Raw genomic sequence first — 22640 nt, 5'->3', positions numbered from 1 at the left:
CTTGCACACTGAAACCACCTATATGGCAGAGAAAGGCCACGACGTGACTGATAGAACCCCAGCAATCCTCGTTCTCGCGGACGGGCGAACCTTCCGCGGTTATGGCTTTGGCGCCACCGGCACCACCTTGGGCGAGGCCGTATTCACCACGGCGATGACCGGCTACCAGGAAACCATGACGGACCCGTCCTACCACCGCCAGATCGTGGTATCCGCCGCGCCGCACATTGGCAATACCGGTTGGAATGATGAGGACAACGAGTCCCACGGAAACCGCATCTGGGTTGCTGGCCTCGTTATCCGCGACCTTGCACAGCGCGTATCCAACTGGCGCGCAGAGCGCAGCTTGAGCGAAGAGATGGAAAAGCAGGGGGTCATCGGCATTCGCGGCATCGATACCCGCACCTTGGTACGCCACCTGCGCAACTACGGCTCCATCGCCGCCGGCCTGTTCTCCGGCGAAGATGCTCAACGCCCAGTAGAGGAGCTGCTCAAGGAAGTTAAGTCCCAGGACTCTATGGAAGGCGCCGATCTCGCCGCGGAGGTTTCTACCGACGAGCCGTACACGGTTGAAGCCGTAGGGGAGAAGAAGTACACCGTCGTTGCGTTCGACATGGGTGTTAAGACCGCAACCCCGCGCCACTTTTCTCAGCGCGGCATCGAAACTATCGTCGTGCCCGCAAATACCTCCTTTGACAAGGTGAAGTCCTATAACCCGGATGGCGTCTTCGTCTCCAACGGCCCGGGCGACCCGGCTACCGCCGACGAAATGGTGGGCATCATCAAGCAGGTGCTCGAAGCCAAGATCCCGTTCTTCGGCATCTGCTTTGGCAACCAGCTCCTGGGCCGCGCGCTTGGCCTGGACACCTACAAGATGAAGTTCGGCCACCGTGGCATCAACGTGCCGGTGCGCAATAACGTGACCGGCAAGATCGACATCACCTCCCAGAACCACGGCTTCGCGCTGAAGGCGCCGGAAGGCTATGACCTAAACAGCAACGACGCCGAGTTCGCCACCGACTTCGGCCCCGCGCAGGTCACTCATATCTGCCTCAACGACGATACCGTGGAGGGCGTGGCATTGCGCAACGGCATGGCCTACTCCGTGCAGTATCACCCAGAGTCCGCTGCGGGCCCGCACGATGCCAACCCGCTATTCGATCAGTTTGAAGAACTGATGGCTAACCACACCCCAAATAAGTAGACAACCAGGAAAAGGAAGAATAACTATGCCAAAGCGCAACGACATCAACCACGTCCTGGTCATCGGCTCCGGCCCAATCGTCATCGGCCAGGCTTGCGAGTTCGACTACTCCGGCACCCAGGCCTGCCGCGTGCTCAAGGAAGAGGGCCTGCGCGTAACGCTGGTCAACTCCAACCCGGCCACCATCATGACCGACCCTGAGTTTGCGGACCACACCTACGTCGAACCCATTGAGCCGGAATACATTGAAAAAATCCTGGTCAAGGAGCGCGAAGAGGGCAATCCCATCGACGCTGTGTTGGCTACCTTGGGCGGCCAGACTGCGCTGAACGCTGCAGTTCAGCTTGACCGCCAAGGAATTTTGGACAAGTACGGCATTGAGCTCATCGGCGCCGATATTGACGCCATCGAGCGTGGCGAGGACCGCCAGAAGTTCAAGGACATCGTCGCCTCCATCGGCGGTGAGTCCGCCCGCTCCGCTGTGTGCCACAACATGGATGAGGTCCACGAGACCGTCGACAAGCTTGGCCTGCCTGTCGTAGTCCGCCCGTCCTTCACCATGGGTGGTTTGGGCTCCGGTCTGGCCTTCAATAATGAGGACTTGGATCGCATTGCCGGCGGCGGCTTGGCCGCATCCCCTGAGGCCAACGTGCTCATTGAGGAATCCATCCTGGGCTGGAAGGAATACGAGCTCGAGCTCATGCGCGATGGTGACGACAACGTCGTAGTTGTTGCCTCCATCGAAAACGTCGACGCCCTCGGCGTGCACACCGGCGATTCCGTCACCGTCGCCCCGGCGCTGACCCTCACTGACCGTGAGTTCCAGAAGATGCGTGACTTGGGCATTGCCATCATCCGCGAGGTCGGCGTCGATACTGGCGGCTGTAATATCCAGTTCGCGGTCAACCCGGATGACGGCCGCATCATCGTCATCGAGATGAACCCGCGCGTGTCCCGTTCCTCCGCGCTGGCATCCAAGGCCACCGGTTTCCCAATTGCTAAGCTGGCGGCCAAGCTCGCCATCGGCTACACCTTGGACGAGGTGCAAAACGACATCACCGGCGAGACCAAGGCCGCCTTCGAGCCCACCTTGGACTACGTCATTGTCAAGGCCCCGCGCTTTGCTTTTGAGAAGTTCCCGGGTGCCGATGACACCTTGACTACCACCATGAAGTCTGTGGGCGAGGCCATGGGCATCGGCCGTAACTACATCGCGGGCCTCAATAAGGTCATGCGTTCTTTGGAAAACAAGCCGAACGGCTTTTGGACCAAGCCGGATGAGTACTTCGCCGGAGAGCGGGCTACCGACCTGCAGGCGGTGCTCAAGGACCTGGAGCGCCCAACCGAGGGCCGCATGTACGACATCGAACTGGCCCTTCGCCTTGGCGCTTCTGTAGATGAGGTACATGAGGCCTCCGGTGTTGATCCCTGGTTCATCGCTGAGCTGGCTACATTGGTGGCCTTCCGCCAGGAGCTTATCGACGCCCCAGTGCTCACCGAGGAGCTTTTGCGCGAGGCCAAAGTCTTTGGGCTTTCCGACGCCCAGATTGCCGCCCTTCGCCCCGAATTCAACGGCGAGGATGGCGTCCGCAGCCTGCGCTGGCGCATGGGCATCCGCCCCGTGTACAAGACCGTAGATACCTGTGCCGGTGAGTTCGAGGCCCAGACCCCATACCACTACAGCTCCTATGAGCTCGACCCGGATGCCGAGACCGAGGTTCGCCCGGCACCGGAAAGCTCCAAGGGTAAGGTCATCATTTTGGGCTCTGGCCCGAACCGCATTGGTCAAGGTATCGAGTTTGACTACTCCTGCGTTCACGCAGCCCTTGAGCTTTCGGAGCAGGGCTACGAGACCGTCATGGTCAACTGCAACCCGGAGACCGTCTCCACCGACTATGACACTGCAGACCGCCTCTACTTTGAGCCGCTGACCTTCGAGGACGTCATGGAGGTCTACCACGCGGAGGCCGCTTCCGGTGACGTCGCCGGTGTGATTGTCCAGCTGGGTGGCCAGACTCCGCTGGGCCTCGCTGCCCGCTTGGAGGAGGCAGGCGTTCCGGTTGTGGGCACCAGCCCTGCAGCAATCGACTCCGCCGAGGACCGCGGCGAATTCGGCAAGGTCCTCGATGAGGCAGAATTGGCAGCACCGGAGTACGGCACCGCCACCTCCTTCGCGGAGGCCCGCGAGGTGGCTTCCTCCATCGGCTATCCAGTACTGGTTCGTCCGTCCTACGTGCTGGGCGGCCGCGGTATGGAAATCGTTTACGACGAAAAGGCGCTGGAAGACTACATCGAGCGTGCCACTGAGCTGTCTCCGGACCACCCGGTTCTGGTGGACCGCTTCTTAGACTCGGCCATCGAGATTGACGTTGATGCCCTGTGCGACGGCAACGAGGTCTACCTGGGCGGCGTCATGGAGCACATCGAGGAAGCCGGCATTCACTCCGGTGACTCCTCCTGCGCGCTGCCGCCGATGACTCTTGGACCAGAGGACATTGAAAAGGTCCGCAAATCCACCCGCTTGCTCGCTGAGGGCATTGGCGTCAAGGGTCTGATGAACGTTCAGTTCGCACTGAAGGATGACATCCTCTACGTCATTGAGGCCAACCCACGTGCTTCCCGCACCGTGCCGTTTGTCTCCAAGGCCACCGGCGTACCACTGGCTAAGGCAGCCTCTCGGGTCATGATGGGCTCGAGCATCGCGGATCTGCGCGCCGAAGGCATGATTCCTTCTGAATATGACGGTGGTTCTCTGCCACTCGAGCACCCGATTGCCGTCAAGGAAGCAGTCTTGCCATTCAACCGCTTCCGCCGCCCCGATGGCAGCCTGCTCGATACGCTGCTGTCGCCGGAAATGAAGTCCACCGGTGAGGTCATGGGCTTGGCTACTAACTTTGGCGCAGCCTATGCCAAGGGCGAAATCGCGGCCTTTGCCGTACCACCCACGGAGGGTACCGTCTTCGTTTCCGTTGCGAACCGCGACAAGCGCACCCTGATTTTCCCGATCCAGCGCTTGGCTCACATGGGCTACAATATTGTCGCCACCGCCGGCACCGCGCAGATGCTGCGCCGCAACGGTATCGAGTGCGAGGTTGCTGCCAAGGTCTCTGAGGCCAAGGACGGCGAAGAGTCCATCGTGGATAAGATCTTCAATGGCGAGATCGACTGGATTCTCAACACGCCTGCTGGCTCTGCCGGTGCACGCCACGATGGCTACGATATCCGCGCCGCCGCCGTGCACATGGAAATCCCACTGGTGACCACCGTGCAAGGCGTAACCGCAGCTGTCCAGGGCATCGAAGCGATGCGCATTGGAAACCTGCAGGTACGCGCACTCCAGGAGCTTGAGCATGGCCCACAGCACTAAAGGATTTGGCGAGCGGCTAGAAGAAGCCGGTCAGGAACGCGGGCGCCTGTGCGTTGGCATCGACCCACACCCATATCTCTTAGAAAAGTGGGGGTTGGGGCCCACCGCTGATGGTCTGCGGACCTTTAGCATGCGCTGCGTTGAAGCCTTTAGCGATACCGCCGCCTTGGTAAAGCCACAGGTTGCTTTCTTTGAGCGCTTTGGCTCCCAGGGTTTTGCGGTTCTCGAAGAAGTCCTGGCTTCCCTGCGGGAAGCGGGGTGCCTTACTGTTGCCGATGCCAAGCGCGGCGATATTGGCTCCACCATGGCCGGCTATGCAGATGCGTGGCTCGGCGATAGTTCGCCGCTGCGCGCAGATTCCGTGACCGTGTCACCCTATCTAGGCGTTGGCGCACTGGGGCCCGTTTTCACCAAGGCCGAAGAAACCGGCCGCGGGGTATTCGTCCTGGCGGCTACTTCCAACCCGGAGGCACGTGCCATCCAGTCGGTCCAGGCGAGCGAGGAGAGCACCATCGCTCAGGGCGTCGTCGATGAATGCGCCGCGTTCAATGTCGAGGCGCACAAGGGTGGCAAGCCTGGCGATGTCGGCGTAGTCGTCGGCGCTACGTTGGAAAATCCGCCGCGCCTCGATGCACTCAATGGTCCGGTTCTTCTGCCCGGCGTTGGCGCCCAGGGCGCTGGTCCAGAGCAGGTGCACGGCATTGTTTCTGCGCATCCATCGCTGGGATTCGCCAATGTGTCCCGAGCAGTGCTGGAGCAGGGACCTGACGTCGCTGACCTGCGCAAGGTGGTTGATCAGGTGGCGGCAGAGTTTCGGGACTAATAGGGGCGGCGTGGCTGATTATCGGCCGCGCCGTTTACCTGGTACTTTGTTTAAGGTATGTGCGGTGACGTGCTAAAATAGGCGTGCTTTTGGACCCGCTAATCGTCGCCGTTCAATGAGTAGTGCTAGGATTGCCAGAAGTCGGTTTGCTCGAAGGTTATTAATGACTTTCCGCGGTGTATTAACTGCGTTAGGCAACCGTAATCTGGTACCAAGTACTAGACGTAACAGAATCAATCTAATGAATCGGAGGAAACCCGTGGCCCTTCCAAAGTTGACTGATGAGCAGCGCAAGGAAGCTCTCGCAAAGGCCGCTGAGGCTCGCAAGGCTCGCGCCGAGCTCAAGGCTGCGCTCAAGCGCGGCGAGACCGACCTGAAGGACGTGCTCGAAAAGGCCGAGACCGATGAGATCATCGGCAAGACCAAGGTTTCTGCACTCCTCGAGGCTCTGCCGAAGGTTGGCAAGGTCAAGGCTAAGGAAATCATGGAGGACCTGGAGATTGCTCAGACCCGTCGTCTGCGCGGCCTGGGTGAGCGTCAGCGTCGTGCTCTCCTCGAGCGTTTCGGTTACGGCGAATAGTCACAACCATGGCTGACGCAACTTCACGCGGGCGCCTCGTCGTTCTGGCGGGGCCTTCCGCAGTGGGAAAATCCACCGTAGTTTCGCGTCTGCGCAGTGACGTCGAGGGGCTGTACTTCAGCGTGTCTATGACCACGCGCCAGCCCCGCCCCGGGGAGCAGGACGGTGTCGACTACTTCTTCGTCACCCCAGAAACCTTCCAGCAGCGAATCGATGCCGGGGAGATGCTCGAATGGGCTGATATCCACGGTGGATTGCAGCGCTCTGGAACGCCCGCCCAGCCGGTAGAGGAAGCTTTGGCCGCTGGCCGGCCGGTACTCGTTGAGGTGGATCTCGCGGGTGCTCGGAGTGTTAAGAAAGCGCTGCCGGAGGCAGACCTGGTCTTTTTGGCGCCCCCGTCATGGGAGGTACTTGTGGAGCGGCTCACCGGCCGCGGTACCGAGCCACAAGACGTCATTGACCGTAGGTTGCAAACTGCGCATGAGGAACTAGCCGCACAGGACGAGTTCGACCACGTCGTTGTGAACGAGGATCTGGACGAGGCAGTATCTGCCATTAGTGATATCCTGCGGGCATAGACCTCCTTTTTGACCATCTTCAATCAAAGTAAAGGTGCATGTGACTAACGTGACCACCCCTTCTAACACTGAAGCCGCAAAGGCGGAACCAGTATTTGATGATCCGATCGGTATTACTGATCCCCCGATCGATGAGCTTCTGGACAAGGTTTCCTCTAAGTACGCTTTGGTCATCTTTGCCGCTAAGCGAGCACGCCAGATCAATAGCTACTACCAAGAGCAGGATGAAGGTGTCTTCGAGTTCGTAGGCCCGCTGGTTACCCCAGAGCCAGGCGAAAAGCCTTTGTCCATCGCATTGCGCGAGATTGATGCTGGCCTGCTTGACCACGAGGAAGGCAAGTAGCTAGCACTAAGCGTGTAATAGCTTTAAGGCTCCACGCGCCGCCACGGAAGTGCATTCCCGAATTGGGGTGTACCTCTTGGTCGCGGCGGGTGGAGCCTTTCTCTATGTCGGCAGGTACCATCGTGCGGTGTGACTGATAAAGATTCCTCTCGCAATATTGTTCTGGGCGTCGCCGGCGGCATTGCCGCCTACAAGGCGTGCCACCTCGTGCGCAATCTCAAAGAGGCGGGCGATGACGTCCGCGTTGTCCCCACGGAAAGTGCACTGAACTTCGTGGGCGCGGCTACGTTTGAGGCTCTATCCGGCCACCCCGTCTCCACGAGCGTGTTTGAGGCCGTGGATGAGGTGCAGCACGTCAACGTAGGACAGCGTGCGGATGCAGTGGTCATTGCGCCCGCCACCGCAGACCTTATCGCGCGCTTGGCTGCGGGCCGAGCAGACGATTTGCTCACCGCCACCGTGTTGGTCGCGACGTGTCCGGTTATTGTGGCCCCGGCCATGCACACTGAGATGTGGCATAACCGCGCTACGCAGGACAACGTGGCTACTTTGCGACGCCGCGGTATCACCGTCATCGAGCCCGCCCATGGCCGCCTTACCGGCAAGGATTCTGGTCCAGGTCGTTTGCCGGAGCCGGAGCAGATTGCGGAGATTATCCGTACTGAACTGGCAGGCTACCGGGTGCAGCACACCTGGCAAGGTAAGAAGGTCGTCATATCAGCCGGCGGTACCCAGGAAGAACTGGATCCGGTCCGATACTTGGGTAATCGCTCTTCCGGCAGGCAGGGATTCGCGCTCGCGGAATGGGCCGCCCAGATGGGGGCCAAGGTCACCCTCGTTGCGGGTAATACCGCCCAGCTTCCTGTGCCGTGCGGCGCGAAACTTCGGCACATTGTCTCCACCCGCGAGTTGGAAGACGCCATGCGCGAGGAGTCCCGCGATGCGGACGTGGTTATCATGGCCGCTGCAGTCTCTGACTTCCGTCCGGCGGAGGTCGCCGAAACAAAGATGAAGAAGGGGCAAGCAGACGATGCACTCTCGACGCTCCATCTAGTGGAAAACCCGGATGTGCTCAAAGGGCTCGTTGCTGCGCGCGAGCGCTCGGAAATCCCTGCCGAGTGCGTAATTGTGGGCTTCGCCGCCGAAACTGGTGATGCGCAGAAGTCCGCCTTGGACTATGCCCAGGAAAAGTTTGCGCGCAAGAACTGCGACGTGCTCATGGCCAATGAGGTCGGGCGCGGAAAGACTTTTGGCCAAAAGTCCAATGAGGGGTGGATCTTGCGTCCGGATTCCGCGCCGCAACGCGTGGAGCATGGCTCGAAGCAGGTTGTCGCCGCTCAGATCCTTTCGGCCGTGAATGAAATGTTTCAGGGGTAGACAACTAAAATTGCGTTTATAGACCGCTTGGTCTAGGCTTGCGAGGTATTAGGCTTGGGCGTAGAAAACCCACAGCATCGAATCAACAGTGAGAACAAAGGAAGTTTTTGTGACTGATAACGCTGCAGTGGCAACTCGTCTTTTTACCAGCGAGTCCGTTACGGAAGGCCATCCCGATAAGATTTGTGACGCCATTTCTGACGCCATCCTTGATGCCCTGCTGGAAAAGGATCCGGCATCCCGCGTGGCCGTTGAGACGTTGGTAACCACCGGCCAGGTCCACGTGGTGGGCGAGGTTCGCACCGAGGCATACGTAGAAATTCCGGCGCTGGTGCGTGACACCCTTAAGTCCATCGGCTTTACTTCTTCCGAAGTCGGCTTTGATGGCAACACTTGCGGTGTGAATATCGCCATCGGCGAGCAGTCCCAGGAAATTGGCGCCGGAGTAGACAACTCCACTGAAGCCCGCGCCCATGACGAGGACTATGACGCCGAAAACGATACCGCTGGCGCAGGTGACCAGGGTCTGATGTTCGGCTATGCCTCCAATGAGACCGCTGAGTACATGCCGCTGCCCATCGCCTTGGCGCACCGCCTGTCCCGCCGCCTGACGCAGGTACGTAAGGAAGGAATCGTCGATCACCTCCGCCCGGATGGCAAGACTCAGGTGACCTTTGCCTACACCGACGACAATGAGCCGTCCCACCTGGATACCGTGGTGATTTCCACGCAGCACGATGCCGAGGTCGATAGTGCTTGGTTGGAAGGTCCCTTGCGCAGTGAGGTCCTTGAATGGGTTATCAAGGACGCCGGGTTGGAGAAGTACTACACCGAAGACACGACCTTGTTGGTCAATCCTTCTGGGTCCTTCATCCTTGGCGGTCCGATGGGAGATGCCGGGCTAACCGGACGCAAGATCATCGTCGATACCTACGGCGGCATGGCTCGCCACGGCGGCGGCGCTTTCTCTGGCAAGGACCCGAGCAAGGTGGACCGTTCCGCTGCTTATGCCATGCGCTGGGTGGCTAAGAATATCGTCGCCGCGGGCTTGGCAGATCGCGCTGAAGTCCAGGTGGCTTACGCAATCGGCCGTGCCAAGCCGGTCGGCTTGTACGTGGAGACCTTTGGTACCGCTAAGGAAGGCCTGAGCGATGCAAATATCCAGGCTGCGGTGAATCAGGTATTTGACCTACGCCCGGCCGCTATCATTCGCGAGCTCGACCTGTTGCGCCCCATCTATGCGCAAACTGCGGCCTACGGACACTTTGGCCGCACCGACATTGAGCTGCCCTGGGAGCAGTTGAACCGAGTGGAAGCATTGCGTGCTGCCGCTGGTCTGTAGAATCGAGGCCTATGCCTAAGAAAACACCCGCCACCCGGAAGCCGGTTGCGCGGGTGTTGCCTCTTTTAGGGGTTGCGCACTTAGACCGAGGATTTGATTACCTCGTAGAAGAGGCAGACTCGGAGGAAGTCCAACCGGGGATTAAGGTGCGCATCCGCTTCAACGGGCGCTTGGTGGACGCGATTGTCTTAGAACGTCGGCATGATTCTGAATTTGGCGGCAACCTGCGCTTTATCGAGCGCATCATCTCACCCTTCCAGGTTTATCCGCCGCAGTTGGCCCGGCTGGTCGACGCCCTGGCAGACCGCTACGGCGGCGTGCGCTCAGACATTATCCGCTCCGCCATCCCTCCGCGGCACGCCAAGGCGGAAGAATCCGATTTAGAGACCCCGTGGGAGGAGCTCGGCACCACGAGCGAGCCCGACCTATCAGGATGGTCGGCCTATCAACATGGTGAGGCTTTCGTTGATTCGATTCTGGCCGGCAAGCTCGCCCGTGCCGCCTGGCAAATCGCCCCGGGCGATGATTGGGCACATGCGCTGGCTGCACTCGCTGCCAAAGTGGCGCTTGGCGGAGGAGGGGTTCTCCTCGTCGCCCCGGACCAGAAGAGCGTCGATGCTTTAGACGCCGCGCTTCGCCAGGTACTTGGGGCAAAGCAGATAACAGTGCTGACTAATAGCATGGGCCCGCAGGCGCGCTATCGCCGCTATCTTTCTGCACTAGTAGGCCAAGCGCGGGTGGTCGTTGGCACCAGGTCCGCCGCCTTTGCCCCGGTCAAAGACCTGCAACTGGCGGTGATCCTCGATGATGGCAATGATAATTTGGTCGACAACCTCAAGCCCTATGTCCATGCGAGGGAAGTACTCACCACCCGCTCAGCCTTCGAAGGCTGCAGCATGGTTTTGGCCAACCATTCGCGGACGGCGGAGACACAGCTCCTCGTGGAATCAGGATGGGCGCACGACGTGGTGGCCAAAGAGCAAACCATAACGGCGCGGTGCCCGGCTATCGAGGCGGTGGGGTCGTTCGGTCTATCTATCGCCCGCGACCTTCAGGGCGGTACGACAAAAGTACAGGCGCAGGCCTTCCAAGCTGCCCACCAAGCGCTGGATAGGGGAGAGCCGGTGCTGGTGCAGGTACCGCGCAAGGGTTATGCGCCCATTTTGGCCTGTGGCCAGTGCCGAGCTCCGGCTCGCTGCCGGCATTGCAATGGGCCATTGGGGCTGCCGCCCAAGGGGGCGTCGGCAAGCGCAGGTTCCGAGGAAGCGGTAATGCCTACCTGCCGCTGGTGTGGTCGCATTGAGGCACGGCACCGGTGCACCGAATGCGGGTCTCCGCGCCTGCGGGCCATCGTGTTGGGCTCGGAGCGCACTGCGGAAGAAATGGGCCGGGCCTTTCCCAATACGCGGGTGGTGGTCTCGGGCGGAAATAAGGTGCTCGATGCGGTGGACAATGCGCCGGCGTTGGTCATTGCCACCCCTGGTGCGGAACCGAGAGTAAACGATGGTGCCTATGGCGCGGCGTTGCTCTTGGATGCCGGTGCATTGCTCAACCGGCAAGACCTACGCGCCACGGAGGACACCCTAGCGAAGTGGGCACAGGCGGCTACCTTGGTGCAGCCACATTTCAAGGGAGGTCGAGTAATCCTAGCCGCCGATGAGTCGCTTAACGTAGTCCAGCATTTCCTGCGTTGGGATATGGTGGGCGCGGCCGCGGCAGAGCTTGCTGCCCGGCGCGAGGTGCGCTTCCCACCCGCGGTGCATTTTGCTGCCATCGACGGGGCGGATGCATCCCTGGATGGCTTTGCCGAGCTTGTGGATCTTCCAGACCACGCGGAGGTATTAGGACCAGTTCCCCTTCCGCCGGGGCAAAGCCTGCCTGGTGACTACGATAGCCAGCGCTTTGGCCCACCGCAGCGGTTGGTCGTGCGCACCCCGCTGGGGCCGCGTTCCCAATTGGGGCGGGCTTTGCGCAGCGCCAACGCCGCACGCAGCGCCCGCAAGGATGACCTTCCTTTGCGCATTGTGGTTGACCCTATCCACGTGGGTTAGCCATATAGGGGCCATAGGCGCTTATGCGCTAATCTCGACGGAGGAAGCCGCCACTGCCGGCCGGTTTGGTCACGGTGCCATGAGAAAGGTGTGATTGCCATGTCCCTTCGAGAGCTGCGTATCTACGGCGACCCGGTCTTGGGCAGCCGCGCGGAGGAAATTAGTAGATTTGATGCTGGCCTGCGCGCTCTGGCGAGCGATATGCTCGAGACCATGGATAAAGCCGGGGGAGTAGGGCTAGCGGCTAATCAGGTGGGGATTTTGAAGCGAATCTTCGTCTACGACTGCTCGCGTACTCAATCTGGGCTGCGCGGGGCACTTGTCAATCCGGTCTGGACTCCGGTGGGAGAGCAGCAGCAAACAGGCCCGGAAGGATGCTTATCCATTCCGGGAATTAGCGCGGAAACCACGAGGTTCAACCAGGTTTTTGTGTCTGGCCAGGATATAGAGGGGCGCCCTGTGTCCATGGTGGCCTCAGGACTGATGGCTCGGTGCATTCAGCATGAGACGGACCACCTCGATGGGGTGCTCTTCCTACAACGCTTGGAGGCGCCAGTGCGCAAGGAGGCCATGCGCGCCATCCGTGAATCCGAGTGGTTTAACGCCTCGTAGCCCACTCGCTGTGGCGGCAGCGTTGCAGCGTTGTAGCCTAGTATTTTGAACGATATTAAGAGGAGAGTTTCCCCGCATGCGGATTATTTTTGCCGGTACCCCTGAGCCAGCTGTTGTAGCCTTGGAAAAGCTGCTTGCCTCGTCGCACGAGGTGGTGGCGGTAATTACTCGCCCAGACGCGAAGAAGGGCCGTGGCCGCACTCTTCATCCGAGCCCAGTGAAGGCGCTCGCCCAAGCACATGGCATTGAAGTATTGACCCCTTCCACCCTGCGCCCTGACTCGGAGGACGGTCAGGCGCTGCGTGCACGCTTAAAGGAATTGCAACCTGAGGCGATTCCGGTGGTGGCCTATGGCAACTTGGTTACTAAGGACCTGCTGGAATTACCACAGCATGGTTGGGTAAACCTGCACTTTTCTTTGCTTCCGGCATGGCGCGGTGCGGCGCCGGTGCAGGCTGCCATTGCGGCAGGCGATGATGTTACCGGCGCATCAACTTTCCGCATTGAGGAGGGCCTTGATACCGGCCCGGTGCTCGGCACCGTGACGGAGGAGATTAAAGGCACTGATACTGCTGATGACCTGTTGACGCGCCTTGCCTATTCCGGTGGCGACCTGCTCGTGGCCACCATGGATGGCTTAGCGGCGGGGCAGCTGGAGGCGCAACCGCAGCAGGGGGAGGCTACCTATGCGTCGAAAATCTCTACCGCGCAGGCCCGCGTGGAGTGGTCCCAACCGGGCTTTGCCATCGATCGGCATATTCGCGCATATACGCCTGGGCCGGGTGCATGGACCATGTGGGACGAGGCCCGCGTGAAGATTGGACCAGTCAGCCTCACAGAAGAGGTGGCGGTTCCACAGGAACTAGAACCAGGGCAGCTGCACATTGCCAAGAACGCCGTATTCATCGGTACCGGTACGCAGCCAGTCCAACTGGGTAAAATCCAGCCTCCGGGAAAGAAGATGATGAATGCGGCCGATTGGGCCCGCGGACTAGGCAAGGATGCCGAGGTGAAGTTTCAATGAGTGGTGGTTTCCGTTCCCGCAGCAAGTCCGGGGATAAGTCGCCGGCGGGTAAGCCGCAGGACTCCCACAAATCCACTGGTGCGAAGGGCCGAGGTGGCCGCCCGCAACGGCAGCAGCGTGGTAGCCGCGGTGGGCAGCACAGGGGCAGGCAGGCTGCCGCTAAGGGCCAACGTCCCGGCAAGCGCCAGGAAGGCGGACTGATTCAGGCCGCGCTGGCCGCGGGCGTGGATGCGCCGCGTGCGGTCGCCTTCGACGTGGTGCGCAGGGTAAGCGAGGATGATGCTTTTGCCAACCTCATTTTGCCCAAGGCGCTGCGCAAGCAAAAGCTCAAGGGGCGCGATGCCGCCTTCGCCACCGAAATCACCTACGGCACGCTGCGCACCCTTGGCGTAGTTGATGCCGTCATCGCAGAGTGCTCTTCGCGCGGCCTCGAGGATATTTCCCCAGCCGTGGTTGATGCCTTGCGCCTGGGCACCTATCAAGTTCTTTATACCCGCGTGGAGCCACACGCGGCGGTTGATACCACCGTTCGTTTGGTAGAAGCCGCTGGTGAAGTAAAGGCCAAGGGCTTTGCTAATGGCATCATGCGCACCATTACGCGGACGCCGGCCAAGGCCTGGCTGGACAAGCTCGCCCCACAGGGAGAAATCGCCGGCATCGCCTTTAAGCATGCCCACCCCACCTGGATTGCGGAATCGTTTAGCCGCGTGTTGGGCCTAGGGGAGTTGGAGGCTGCCCTGGCAGCGGATTCGGATCGACCTTCGGTGCATCTAGTGGCGCGCCCCGGCGAAATCTCGGCCGAGGAATTGGCCCTGATGACCGGCAATGAGGAGGGGCGTTATTCCCCTTATGCGGTGTACATGGAATCCGGTGACCCCGGACAATTGGAACCCGTGCGCCAAGGATTGGCGGCCGTGCAGGACGAGGGCTCGCAGCTGATTGCTCGCGCGGTATGCGAGGCGCCCCTCGAGGGCGAGGACACCGGCCGGTGGCTGGATCTCTGCGCCGGCCCCGGCGGTAAGGCGGCCTTGATGGGGGCGCTTGCCCGCATCGACTCCGCGCACGTCGGTGCAGTGGAGGTATCCCCACACCGAGCGGCGCTGATTGAAAAGACAGTTAGCGATTTGCCCGTGGACGTCCATGTGGCAGATGGCCGCAATCCCGGCGTGGGAGAGGGCTTTGACCGCGTGCTTGTCGATGCCCCCTGTTCCGGTCTCGGCGCCCTCCGTCGCCGCCCCGAGGCGCGGTGGCGCAAGGCCGAGTCTGACATCACCGAGCTCAACCAGCTGCAATTCGAGCTCTTGTCTTCCGCATTAAACCTGGTGCGTCCAGGTGGCGTGGTCATCTACTCCACGTGTTCGCCAGATCTGCGCGAAACCCGGGGCATCGTTGACCGCGCCGTGCGCGAACTCGGCGCCGAAGAACTCGACGCACATGCTCTCATTCCTGATATGGGCGATGTGGGCCATGAGAAGTCCGTGCAGATGTGGCCGCATCGCCACGGTACCGACGCCATGTTCTTTGCGGCCCTTCGCCGCGCAGCCAACTAATCGCGATAGACTGGTGGGCATGTCCGCACCGATTATTTCCCCTTCCATCTTGGCCGCTGATTTTTCTCGCTTGGGCGAGGAGTTAGCGGCGATTGATACCGCAGACTGGGTCCATGTGGACATTATGGATGGGCACTTTGTGCCCAACCTGTCTTTCGGCCCAGATATCACGGCCACGGTCCATAGCAACACCGATAAGCCACTAGATGTCCACCTCATGATTGAGGAACCCGAAAAGTGGGTTGAGACCTATGCCAAGGCCGGCGCGCATACGATTATCTTCCACGTGGAGGCCGTCGCCGATGACCAGGCGGCAGTGGACTTGGCCCAGCGCATCCGCGATTTGGGCGTGCGTGCGGCCTTTTCCATCAAGCCAGGCACCGCCATCGAGCCGTGGTTGGATAAGCTGCACCATTTCGATGAGGTGCTCGTGATGTCTGTGGAGCCTGGCTTCGGCGGGCAAAAGTTCATGCCAGAAATGCTAGACAAGGTCCATAAGCTGCGCCGCAGCATTGATGAGCAGGGCCTTGACACCATCATCGAGATTGATGGCGGCATTTCACCAGAGACCATCGAGGCAGCCGCCGAGGCGGGCTGCGACGCTTTCGTGGCAGGCTCAGCCGTATTCAAATCGGACGACCCAGCCGGCATCGTGCAGCAGCTGCGTGATCTGGCGGCTGGTGGCTGATGAGCGCGGAGCTACAAGACAGCACCATCTCCGCAGCGCTGTTGCGCGCGATGGCCGCGGGTGCTGAAGTCCGTGGAACCACGAGCCCTAATCCACCGGTAGGCGCGGTCATTGTGTCCCCAGCTGGGGAGATTGTGGGTGTTGGCGCCACCCAGCCCGTGGGAGGCGCGCATGCCGAGGTCATGGCGTTGCAGGAGGCCGGAGATAAGGCGCGCGGGGCCACGGTCGTGGTCACCTTGGAACCCTGCGCGCATACCGGCCGCACGGGTCCCTGCGCGCAGGCGCTTATCGATGTCGGCGTGGCTCGCGTGTACTACCTCCACGCCGATCCCACTCCGCAGGCAGCGGGTGGCGCAGAAGTGTTGGCGGAGGCTGGAGTGGAAGTCGCCAAGCTAGAAAAGCCCCCGCACGTCGAGGATGCTTTGGTGCCATGGCTATTCGCCGTGCGCACCCAACGGCCCCACGTCACCTTGAAGTTCGCGCAAACGCTGGACGGTTTCACGGCCGCGGCCGATGGAACCAGCCAATGGATTACGGGCGAGGCAGCGCGCGACTGGGTGCATGCCGATAGGGCGCACCGCGATGCCATCGTGGTAGGTACCGGCACGGCGCTGGCTGATAATCCCTCGCTCACCGCGCGCTTTAGCGACGGCAGCTTGCGCGCGCACCAGCCACGCCGGGTGGTCATTGGCAAGCGTGATTTGGCATCGGCGGGCGATGCAGCAAGCCACCTGCGCGAGTTGGGGTACGAGCAGTACGACAGCATCGAAGAAGCTCTCTACGAGCTTTACGCCACCGGTGCCCGCGACATCCTCGTGGAAGGAGGCGCAGGCCTGGCTAGCAGCTTCCTCAAGGCCGACTTGGTGGATGCCATTTCCGCTTATATTGCGCCACTTTTGCTGGGCGAGGGCCGTGGTGTGCTCGCGCACCCCGTGACCCAGACACTGGCAGAGGCCACCCGTTTCCACAGGGTGGGAATGAAGGCGCTGGGTGACGACGTTCTTATTGAGTACGTGCGCTAGACGCTGGACATAGTAGTGAGCGAGAAAGGTTGGAAGTGTTTACTGGGCTAGTACAAGAGTTGGGCACCGTGGATGCAATGGAGCCGCACGCAGACGCGCTTCGCCTGAGCATTCGTGCTCCGCGTACCGTTGCGGGGGCCGCACTGGGCGATTCCATTGCCATTAACGGCGTATGCCTTACCGTGGCGGATCTGTCGGCGGATACTTTTTGTGCGGATGTGATGCAGGAGTCCCTCGACCGCACTGCACTGGGGCGCCTTGCCGAGGGCGATCCGGTCAATGTCGAACCGGCACTGCTTCCCACCACCCGGCTGGGCGGGCACATTATGCAAGGCCACGTGGACGGCACCGCTACGCTGCAGAGCCGAACTAACTCCGAGAACTGGGATGTGCTGCGGTTTAGCTTGCCGTCGGAGCTTTCCCGATACGTCGTGGAAAAGGGCTCCATTTCCGTGAGCGGCACCTCGCTGACCGTGAGCGCCGTGGGCCCAGACTGGTTCGAGGTATCTCTTATCCCCACCACTTTGCGCGATACCATTCATGGCGCCTTGCCGGTGGGAGGAGAGGTAAATCTCGAGGTGGATGTGCTGGCCAAGTATGTAGAAAAGATGCTTCACCCCGAAGCTCAACCCCCTGAGGCTAAGGACTAGACTGCTAGCTTATGAGCGCGAGTGATAATTCCATCCGTCTAGATTCCATCGACCAGGCCATCGCGGATATCGCCGCTGGTAAGCCGGTTGTTGTCATCGATGATGAGGATCGCGAAAATGAAGGCGATCTGATTTTCGCCGCGGAGCTAGCCACCCCGGAACTCGTGGCCTTCATGGTGCGCTATTCCTCTGGATATATCTGCGCACCCTTATTGCCAGACGATTGCAATCGGCTGAACCTACCGCCGATGCTGGCGGTCAACCAAGATGTACGCGGCACCGCCTACACGGTGACCGTGGATGCAGCAACAGGTAGTACCGGTATTTCTGCCACCTCGCGCGCAGAAACCATCCGCCGCCTGGCAGACCCCAGCACCATTCCAGGAGAGTTCACCCGCCCTGGCCACGTGGTACCGCTGTGTGCTCGCCCGGGCGGCGTACTGGAGCGTGACGGTCATACGGAGGCATCCATTGATCTCGCCCGATTGGCGGGCCTGCGTCCGGCCGGTGTGCTGTGCGAGATCGTCTCCGAGGATGACCCCACGGATATGGCGCGCTCGCCAGAGTTGCGTCGCTTTGCCGATACGCATGGGCTCTCCATGATCTCTATCGCGCAGCTCATCGAGTGGCGCCGCCATAATGAAACGCAGGTCACCCGCCAGGTCGCCACTGAGCTACCCACCGAATATGGTCACTTCACCGCCTTCGGCTACCGCCATGAGGTAGACGGGCAGGAACACGTTGCGTTGGTCGCAGGGGAACCTTCCGAACTGCGCGGCGCACGCGACGTCATGGTGCGTGTCCATTCCGAATGCCTAACCGGTGATGCCTTTGGCTCACGGCGCTGCGATTGCGGGCCCCAACTGCATGAGTCCATGCGCCTTATCAGCCAGGAGGGCCGCGGTGTGGTCATTTACCTGCGCGGTCAGGAAGGCCGTGGCATCGGCCTTTTGCATAAGTTGGAGGCCTACCGCCTGCAGGATTCAGGCATGGACACCGTCGACGCCAACCTGGAGCAGGGACTGCCCGAGGACGCCCGCGAGTATTCCGTGGCCGGGCAGATCCTTCGCGATCTCGGCATAGAATCCGCAAACCTCTTAACCAATAATCCGCATAAGGGCGAGGGGCTAAGTGGCTTTGGGGTGGACGCCAGCCACCACACGCCGCTGGCAACCCCTGCCCACGCGGATAATATTGACTACTTGCGTACTAAGCGCGACCGCATGGGCCACGACCTTCCGCAGGTTGCCCAGTGGGACGCCGAACATAAGTAGAACTTTAACGTGCGATTGAAAGGATAGCGATGAGTAAAGAAGGCCTGCCTGATATTGCCCAGGTTGATGGCAGTGGACTGCGCGTTGCTGTGGTTACTGCTACGTGGAACGCAGAAATCTGCGACCAGCTCCATGCCCAGGCGGTGCAGACTGCTACCGATAATGGTGCCGAGGTTGCTGAATACCGAGTGGTAGGTGCCCTGGAACTTGGCGTTGTGGTCCAAGCAGCAGCCCGCTCCTACGATGCCGTGGTGGCACTAGGCTGCGTTATCCGTGGCGGCACCCCCCACTTTGACTACGTATGCGACTCCGTCACCCAGGCGCTGACTCGTATCTCACTCGATGAATCCACCCCGGTAGCTAATGGCGTTTTGACCGTTAACGACCAGCAGCAGGCTATCGACCGCGCCGGTTTTGCAGATTCGGTAGAAAACAAGGGCGCCGAAGCTATGATCGCGGCTTTAGACACCGCACTGCAGTTGCGTACACTAAACGCAGCACAAAAATAACCTCTAGCAATGCGTCAGCGCCCAACGTTTGACCACTAATGTGGCCGGCGGGGCGCACCCCAAAGGAGTATGCACATGAACGAGGCGCAGGCCCCAAAGAATCCGCAGCACAGCCGCCAGCTTAGCGACGCCGAAGTATTGGCCTATACCAGCGCCGATCCCTTCGCACAGACCACGTCTAAACCGTGGGAGTTCACGGCGACCTCGCCCTTCCTGCGCAAGGTGGCTATCGCCTGGGTGATTCTCGTTCTGGCCATCCATATCTTCATGGGAGTCACCTTGGATGTGTCTTTTACCGGTGCGCACGTGACCACCATCGACAAATTCGCCTTCCCTGGCGTTGGTGTTCTCATTTCCGTTCTCTCCTGGATCGCTTTTAACCGTCCCCGCTTGCGTGCCAATGAGGATGGGGTAGAAGTCCGCAATATCGTGGGCACCCGCTTTTATCCGTGGCAGGTGGTCTACGGACTTTCCTTCCCCGTGGGCCAACGTATGGCACGCCTTGAGCTGCCCGAGTTCGAGTTCGTTCCCATCTGGGCGTTGCAGTCCGGCGATAAGGACACCGTCATTGACAACGTCCGCCGCTTCCGCGACGTGGAAGCCAAGTACATGCCCCAGGATTAACAATTGGCTGACCCCACCACCTACCGCCCGGCTCCGGGGACCATTCCCACCGACCCAGGCGTCTATAAGTTCCGCGATGAAAACCGCCGCGTTATCTACGTGGGCAAAGCCAAGAACCTGCGCGCTCGGCTGTCTAACTATTTCCAGGACATCACGCAACTGCACCCGCGTACTCGCCAAATGGTCCTCACCGCCAACTCGGTGGAGTGGACGGTAGTTGCCAGCGAGGTGGAAGCCTTGCAGTTGGAGTACACGTGGATCAAGCGCTTTGATCCACACTTCAACGTCATGTACCGCGACGATAAGACCTATCCTATGCTCGCGGTTTCGGTCGGAGAGACGGTCCCTCGCGCCTTCTTCTACCGTGGACCGCGGCGCAAGGGCGTACGCTATTTCGGCCCCTATTCCCATGCTTGGGCCGTGCGCGAAAGCTTGGACTTGCTTACCCGTGTCTTTCCTATGCGTACTTGCTCCAAGGGAGTATATAACCGGCATGAGCGGCTAGGGCGTCCGTGCCTTTTGGGATACATCGGCAAATGCGATGCACCCTGCATTGGCCGAGTAAGCAAGGAAGACCACCGCGAGACGGTCAACGATCTCGTGTCCTTCATGAACGGCAACACCGGTTCAGTACGCCGCAAACTTACCCAGGACATGGAGCAGGCCGCCGAGAACCTAGAGTTCGAGCGCGCGGCGCGCCTGCGCGATGATTTGGGCGCTATTGACAAGATTATGGAACAGCAGGCCGTGGTCTTCACAGACGGCACAGATGCTGATCTCATTGCTTTTAACTCCGATGAACTTGAGGCAGCGGTCCAGATTTTCCACGTTCGCGATGGGCGCATTCGCGGTCAGCGCGGTTGGGTAGTCGAACGCGCCGGCGATCAGGCGAGTTCAGAGCCTTTGGAAGAAGGAAAACCTGATCCCGCGCTGCCCGCGTTGGTTCAAAACTTCCTCATCCAGTTCTATTCCGATGCAGTAGAGCGCGAGAAACAAGAGGCGCGCGAAGATGCTGCGCTTGCCGCGGACGTGAAGCGGCGCGGGGTGGACCAAGAATCGCACATGAAATCCCGCCGCGTGCAGGTTATTCCACGCCAGATTTTGGTTCAGACCCTGCCGGATGAGCCGGAGCAGGTCATCGAGTTGTTGGAGGAGCTGCGCGGTGCCCAGGTGGACCTGCGTGTTCCCCAGCGCGGCGATAAAAAGCAGCTTTTGGCCACGGTGGAGAAAAACGCCAAGGAGCAGTTGCGTCAGCATAAGCTCAAGCGGGTAGGAGACCTCACCGCACGTTCGGCGGCATTGCAGGATATTCAAGAAGCCCTAGGTATGGAGCAAGCCCCATTGCGCATCGAATGTACCGATATCTCGCATATTCAAGGCACAGATGTGGTTGCTTCCCTGGTGGTCTTTGAAGATGGTTTGCCCAAGAAGTCGGACTATAGGCGCTACCGCATCAAGGAGGCGGCAGGTGATGGCCGCTCGGATGACGTCGGTTCTATCGCAGAGATCACGCGGCGTCGCTTTAAGCGCCATAAGCAAGATAAGCTGGCCCATCCGGATGAGGAAGTAGAAGAGTCTACCTTTGCAGAGGAGAAGGTGGCGGAAGAATCTGCCGAAGCGGGGCGCCGCTTTGCGTATCCACCGCAGCTTTTTATCGTGGATGGCGGTGCGCCCCAGGTGGCCGCGGCTCAAGAGGTATTTGATGAGTTAGGCATCGTGGATGTAACTCTAGTGGGCTTGGCCAAGCGCCTCGAGGAAATCTGGGTTCCCGGCGATGATGAGCCGGTGATTTTGCCGCGAAACTCGCAAGCACTCTTCCTCCTGCAGCAAGTTCGTGATGAAGCCCACCGCTTCGCCATTACTTACCACCGGCAGCAGCGCTCGAAGCGGCTGCGTTCCTCGGTACTCGATTCCGTTCCGGGATTGGGTCCGCAACGGCGCACCGATCTGGTCAAGCATTTCGGTTCGGTGAAAAAGCTCAAGGCCGCCACTGTGGAAGAGATCTGTGAGGTAAACGGTTTTGGTCCCAAACTGGCCCAGACCGTGTACGAGAGTTTGCATGATTCTGCGGGCAATTAAGTGGCATTCTCCTAGAGGCAGCGAATCTTGAAGCGCTAGACTGAAGAGCATGACGCATTTCGAAACTCCACCCATTTTGATAACCGGTATGTCCGGCGGCGGGTTGAGTTCCGCTGCCAAAGTGTTTGAGGACAAGGGCTACTACGTGGCCCACAATATTCCGCCTCGCGCCATTGTTGACCTGCTCAAGCTGTGCAACCAAGAGGAAACTCCAGTGGGCAAGGTAGCAGCCGTAACGGATGTGCGCTCGCGCATGTTCCCAGGGTCTCTGTTAGAGATTATGAATGAGCTTACGGAACTAAATATGAAGCCCACGGTGCTCTTTTTGGATGCTCGCGATGATGTGCTTATCCGCCGGTTCGATTCGGTGCGGCGCACCCACCCGCTGCAGGAGGGGGACACGCTCAAAGTAGGAATCCAACGCGAGCGCCGGGCAGTGGCAGATGTGCGTTCCCATGCGGATATCATTATCGATACGACGAACCTATCCATTCATGATCTCCGCCGTGCCATTGAGGCCGCCTTTGGTGAGATGCAAAATGAAAAGCAGCATGTCACTGTTGAATCCTTTGGATTTAAAAATGGCTCGCCCCGCGATGCCGACTTAGTGGTAGACGTGCGGTTCCTGCCCAACCCCTATTGGGTTCCAGAACTGCGAGGATATCGCGGCACGGATGAACCGGTTGCCCACTATGTGCTCTCGCAGCCAGCGGCGGAGGAATTCGTGGACAATTTCTTGCAGATGTTTTCTACCATGCTGGATGGCTACCGCCATGAGGGCAAGAACTTCATCACGGTTGGCGTCGGTTGCACGGGCGGTCACCACCGGTCCGTTGCCGTCGCAGAGGCTATTGCGGCGCGCCTGCGGGACAATGACACATTAGACGTCAGCACCTTGCATAGGGATATCGCTCGAGGCTAGAGCACAGGAGTTTTAACGCTT

20 protein-coding genes are annotated in these 22640 nt (G+C 60.1%); all 20 read left to right on the top strand.

Going from position 1 to position 22640, the window contains the following annotated elements; all coding sequences use genetic code 11:
- The first annotated feature begins 22 nt into the window (after positions 1-22).
- The 20 genes from carA (at position 23) to rapZ (ending at position 22619) form a co-directional block, all read left to right on the top strand.
- A complete protein-coding gene (gene carA / locus QP934_RS06465; RefSeq protein ID WP_250408571.1) occupies positions 23-1204 on the top strand; it encodes a glutamine-hydrolyzing carbamoyl-phosphate synthase small subunit in 1182 nt (393 codons plus the stop codon).
- A gap of 25 nt (positions 1205-1229) precedes the next feature.
- Complete coding sequence (gene carB, locus QP934_RS06460) at positions 1230-4571, top strand: carbamoyl-phosphate synthase large subunit (protein WP_419127110.1); 3342 nt, start codon at positions 1230-1232, stop codon at positions 4569-4571.
- Positions 4555-5394 (top strand): orotidine-5'-phosphate decarboxylase, encoded by an 840-nt coding sequence (pyrF, locus tag QP934_RS06455; RefSeq protein WP_419127109.1) that lies wholly within the window; start codon positions 4555-4557, stop codon positions 5392-5394. The genes carB and pyrF overlap by 17 nt, the downstream gene beginning before the upstream one ends.
- A 259-nt stretch (positions 5395-5653) precedes the next feature.
- Positions 5654-5974, top strand: a complete 321-nt coding sequence (gene mihF / locus QP934_RS06450; protein WP_005328460.1) for an integration host factor, actinobacterial type — start codon at positions 5654-5656, stop codon at positions 5972-5974.
- Between the two features lie 8 nt (positions 5975-5982).
- The gene (gmk, locus tag QP934_RS06445; protein ID WP_337887479.1) at positions 5983-6552 is read left to right on the top strand and encodes a guanylate kinase; all 570 of its coding nucleotides are present in this window, start codon (positions 5983-5985) and stop codon (positions 6550-6552) included.
- 40 nt (positions 6553-6592) lie between these two features.
- Complete coding sequence (gene rpoZ / locus QP934_RS06440; RefSeq protein ID WP_005324891.1) at positions 6593-6895, top strand: DNA-directed RNA polymerase subunit omega; 303 nt, start codon at positions 6593-6595, stop codon at positions 6893-6895.
- Positions 6896-7024: 129 nt separating this feature from the next.
- Positions 7025-8272 carry a bifunctional phosphopantothenoylcysteine decarboxylase/phosphopantothenate--cysteine ligase CoaBC gene (coaBC, locus tag QP934_RS06435; protein WP_337887480.1) on the top strand — a complete coding sequence of 416 codons (1248 nt, stop codon included), beginning with the start codon at positions 7025-7027 and terminating at the stop codon, positions 8270-8272.
- Positions 8273-8381: 109 nt separating this feature from the next.
- Positions 8382-9614, top strand: coding sequence for a methionine adenosyltransferase (gene metK, locus QP934_RS06430; protein ID WP_299137333.1), 1233 nt, complete (start codon positions 8382-8384; stop codon positions 9612-9614).
- An 11-nt stretch (positions 9615-9625) separates the two neighbouring features.
- Complete coding sequence (locus tag QP934_RS06425; RefSeq protein WP_419127108.1) at positions 9626-11665, top strand: primosomal protein N'; 2040 nt, start codon at positions 9626-9628, stop codon at positions 11663-11665.
- Positions 11666-11764: 99 nt separating this feature from the next.
- Entirely contained in the window at positions 11765-12277 is a 513-nt protein-coding gene (gene def, locus QP934_RS06420) for a peptide deformylase (RefSeq protein ID WP_419127107.1), read from the top strand.
- A 76-nt stretch (positions 12278-12353) separates the two neighbouring features.
- Positions 12354-13301, top strand: a complete 948-nt coding sequence (gene fmt / locus QP934_RS06415) for a methionyl-tRNA formyltransferase (RefSeq protein ID WP_419127106.1) — start codon at positions 12354-12356, stop codon at positions 13299-13301.
- Positions 13298-14851 (top strand): RsmB/NOP family class I SAM-dependent RNA methyltransferase, encoded by a 1554-nt coding sequence (locus tag QP934_RS06410; protein WP_419127105.1) that lies wholly within the window; start codon positions 13298-13300, stop codon positions 14849-14851. The genes fmt and QP934_RS06410 overlap by 4 nt, the downstream gene beginning before the upstream one ends.
- Positions 14852-14870: 19 nt before the next feature.
- Positions 14871-15539, top strand: coding sequence for a ribulose-phosphate 3-epimerase (rpe, locus tag QP934_RS06405; RefSeq protein WP_419127104.1), 669 nt, complete (start codon positions 14871-14873; stop codon positions 15537-15539).
- Positions 15539-16561 carry a bifunctional diaminohydroxyphosphoribosylaminopyrimidine deaminase/5-amino-6-(5-phosphoribosylamino)uracil reductase RibD gene (gene ribD / locus QP934_RS06400; protein ID WP_419127103.1) on the top strand — a complete coding sequence of 341 codons (1023 nt, stop codon included), beginning with the start codon at positions 15539-15541 and terminating at the stop codon, positions 16559-16561. Before rpe ends, ribD begins: the two co-directional genes overlap by 1 nt.
- A gap of 35 nt (positions 16562-16596) precedes the next feature.
- Positions 16597-17211: a riboflavin synthase gene (locus QP934_RS06395; protein ID WP_419127102.1), complete on the top strand. Its 615-nt coding sequence runs from the start codon at positions 16597-16599 to the stop codon at positions 17209-17211.
- An 11-nt stretch (positions 17212-17222) separates the two neighbouring features.
- A complete protein-coding gene (locus QP934_RS06390) occupies positions 17223-18485 on the top strand; it encodes a bifunctional 3,4-dihydroxy-2-butanone-4-phosphate synthase/GTP cyclohydrolase II (protein WP_419127101.1) in 1263 nt (420 codons plus the stop codon).
- A gap of 29 nt (positions 18486-18514) precedes the next feature.
- Positions 18515-18994, top strand: a complete 480-nt coding sequence (ribH, locus tag QP934_RS06385) for a 6,7-dimethyl-8-ribityllumazine synthase (RefSeq protein ID WP_049378203.1) — start codon at positions 18515-18517, stop codon at positions 18992-18994.
- A 75-nt stretch (positions 18995-19069) separates the two neighbouring features.
- Positions 19070-19618: a PH domain-containing protein gene (locus tag QP934_RS06380; RefSeq protein ID WP_419127100.1), complete on the top strand. Its 549-nt coding sequence runs from the start codon at positions 19070-19072 to the stop codon at positions 19616-19618.
- A gap of 3 nt (positions 19619-19621) precedes the next feature.
- Positions 19622-21697: an excinuclease ABC subunit UvrC gene (gene uvrC / locus QP934_RS06375; RefSeq protein WP_419127099.1), complete on the top strand. Its 2076-nt coding sequence runs from the start codon at positions 19622-19624 to the stop codon at positions 21695-21697.
- 40 nt (positions 21698-21737) lie between these two features.
- Positions 21738-22619 (top strand): RNase adapter RapZ, encoded by an 882-nt coding sequence (gene rapZ / locus QP934_RS06370; protein ID WP_299137368.1) that lies wholly within the window; start codon positions 21738-21740, stop codon positions 22617-22619.
- Positions 22620-22640 lie beyond the last annotated feature (21 nt).

Source organism: Corynebacterium sp. MSK122, assembly GCF_030229435.2.
GTDB lineage: Bacteria > Actinomycetota > Actinomycetes > Mycobacteriales > Mycobacteriaceae > Corynebacterium > Corynebacterium marquesiae.
The sequence above is the reverse complement of the archived record's forward strand: the minus strand, read 5'-3'. Positions and strand labels throughout refer to the sequence as shown.

What these genes read in the sequence shown, in the direction of transcription:
- gmk (WP_337887479.1), top strand. Translation starts at nt 5,983, where the DNA reads ATGGCTGACGCAACTTCACGCGGGCGCCTCGTCGTTCTGGCGGGGCCT.
- carA (WP_250408571.1), top strand. Translation starts at nt 23, where the DNA reads ATGGCAGAGAAAGGCCACGACGTGACTGATAGAACCCCAGCAATCCTC.
- def (WP_419127107.1), top strand. Translation starts at nt 11,765, where the DNA reads ATGTCCCTTCGAGAGCTGCGTATCTACGGCGACCCGGTCTTGGGCAGC.
- pyrF (WP_419127109.1), top strand. Translation starts at nt 4,555, where the DNA reads ATGGCCCACAGCACTAAAGGATTTGGCGAGCGGCTAGAAGAAGCCGGT.
- ribH (WP_049378203.1), top strand. Translation starts at nt 18,515, where the DNA reads ATGAGTAAAGAAGGCCTGCCTGATATTGCCCAGGTTGATGGCAGTGGA.
- ribD (WP_419127103.1), top strand. Translation starts at nt 15,539, where the DNA reads ATGAGCGCGGAGCTACAAGACAGCACCATCTCCGCAGCGCTGTTGCGC.
- QP934_RS06410 (WP_419127105.1), top strand. Translation starts at nt 13,298, where the DNA reads ATGAGTGGTGGTTTCCGTTCCCGCAGCAAGTCCGGGGATAAGTCGCCG.
- QP934_RS06390 (WP_419127101.1), top strand. Translation starts at nt 17,223, where the DNA reads ATGAGCGCGAGTGATAATTCCATCCGTCTAGATTCCATCGACCAGGCC.
- carB (WP_419127110.1), top strand. Translation starts at nt 1,230, where the DNA reads ATGCCAAAGCGCAACGACATCAACCACGTCCTGGTCATCGGCTCCGGC.
- rpe (WP_419127104.1), top strand. Translation starts at nt 14,871, where the DNA reads ATGTCCGCACCGATTATTTCCCCTTCCATCTTGGCCGCTGATTTTTCT.
- QP934_RS06425 (WP_419127108.1), top strand. Translation starts at nt 9,626, where the DNA reads ATGCCTAAGAAAACACCCGCCACCCGGAAGCCGGTTGCGCGGGTGTTG.
- fmt (WP_419127106.1), top strand. Translation starts at nt 12,354, where the DNA reads ATGCGGATTATTTTTGCCGGTACCCCTGAGCCAGCTGTTGTAGCCTTG.
- QP934_RS06380 (WP_419127100.1), top strand. Translation starts at nt 19,070, where the DNA reads ATGAACGAGGCGCAGGCCCCAAAGAATCCGCAGCACAGCCGCCAGCTT.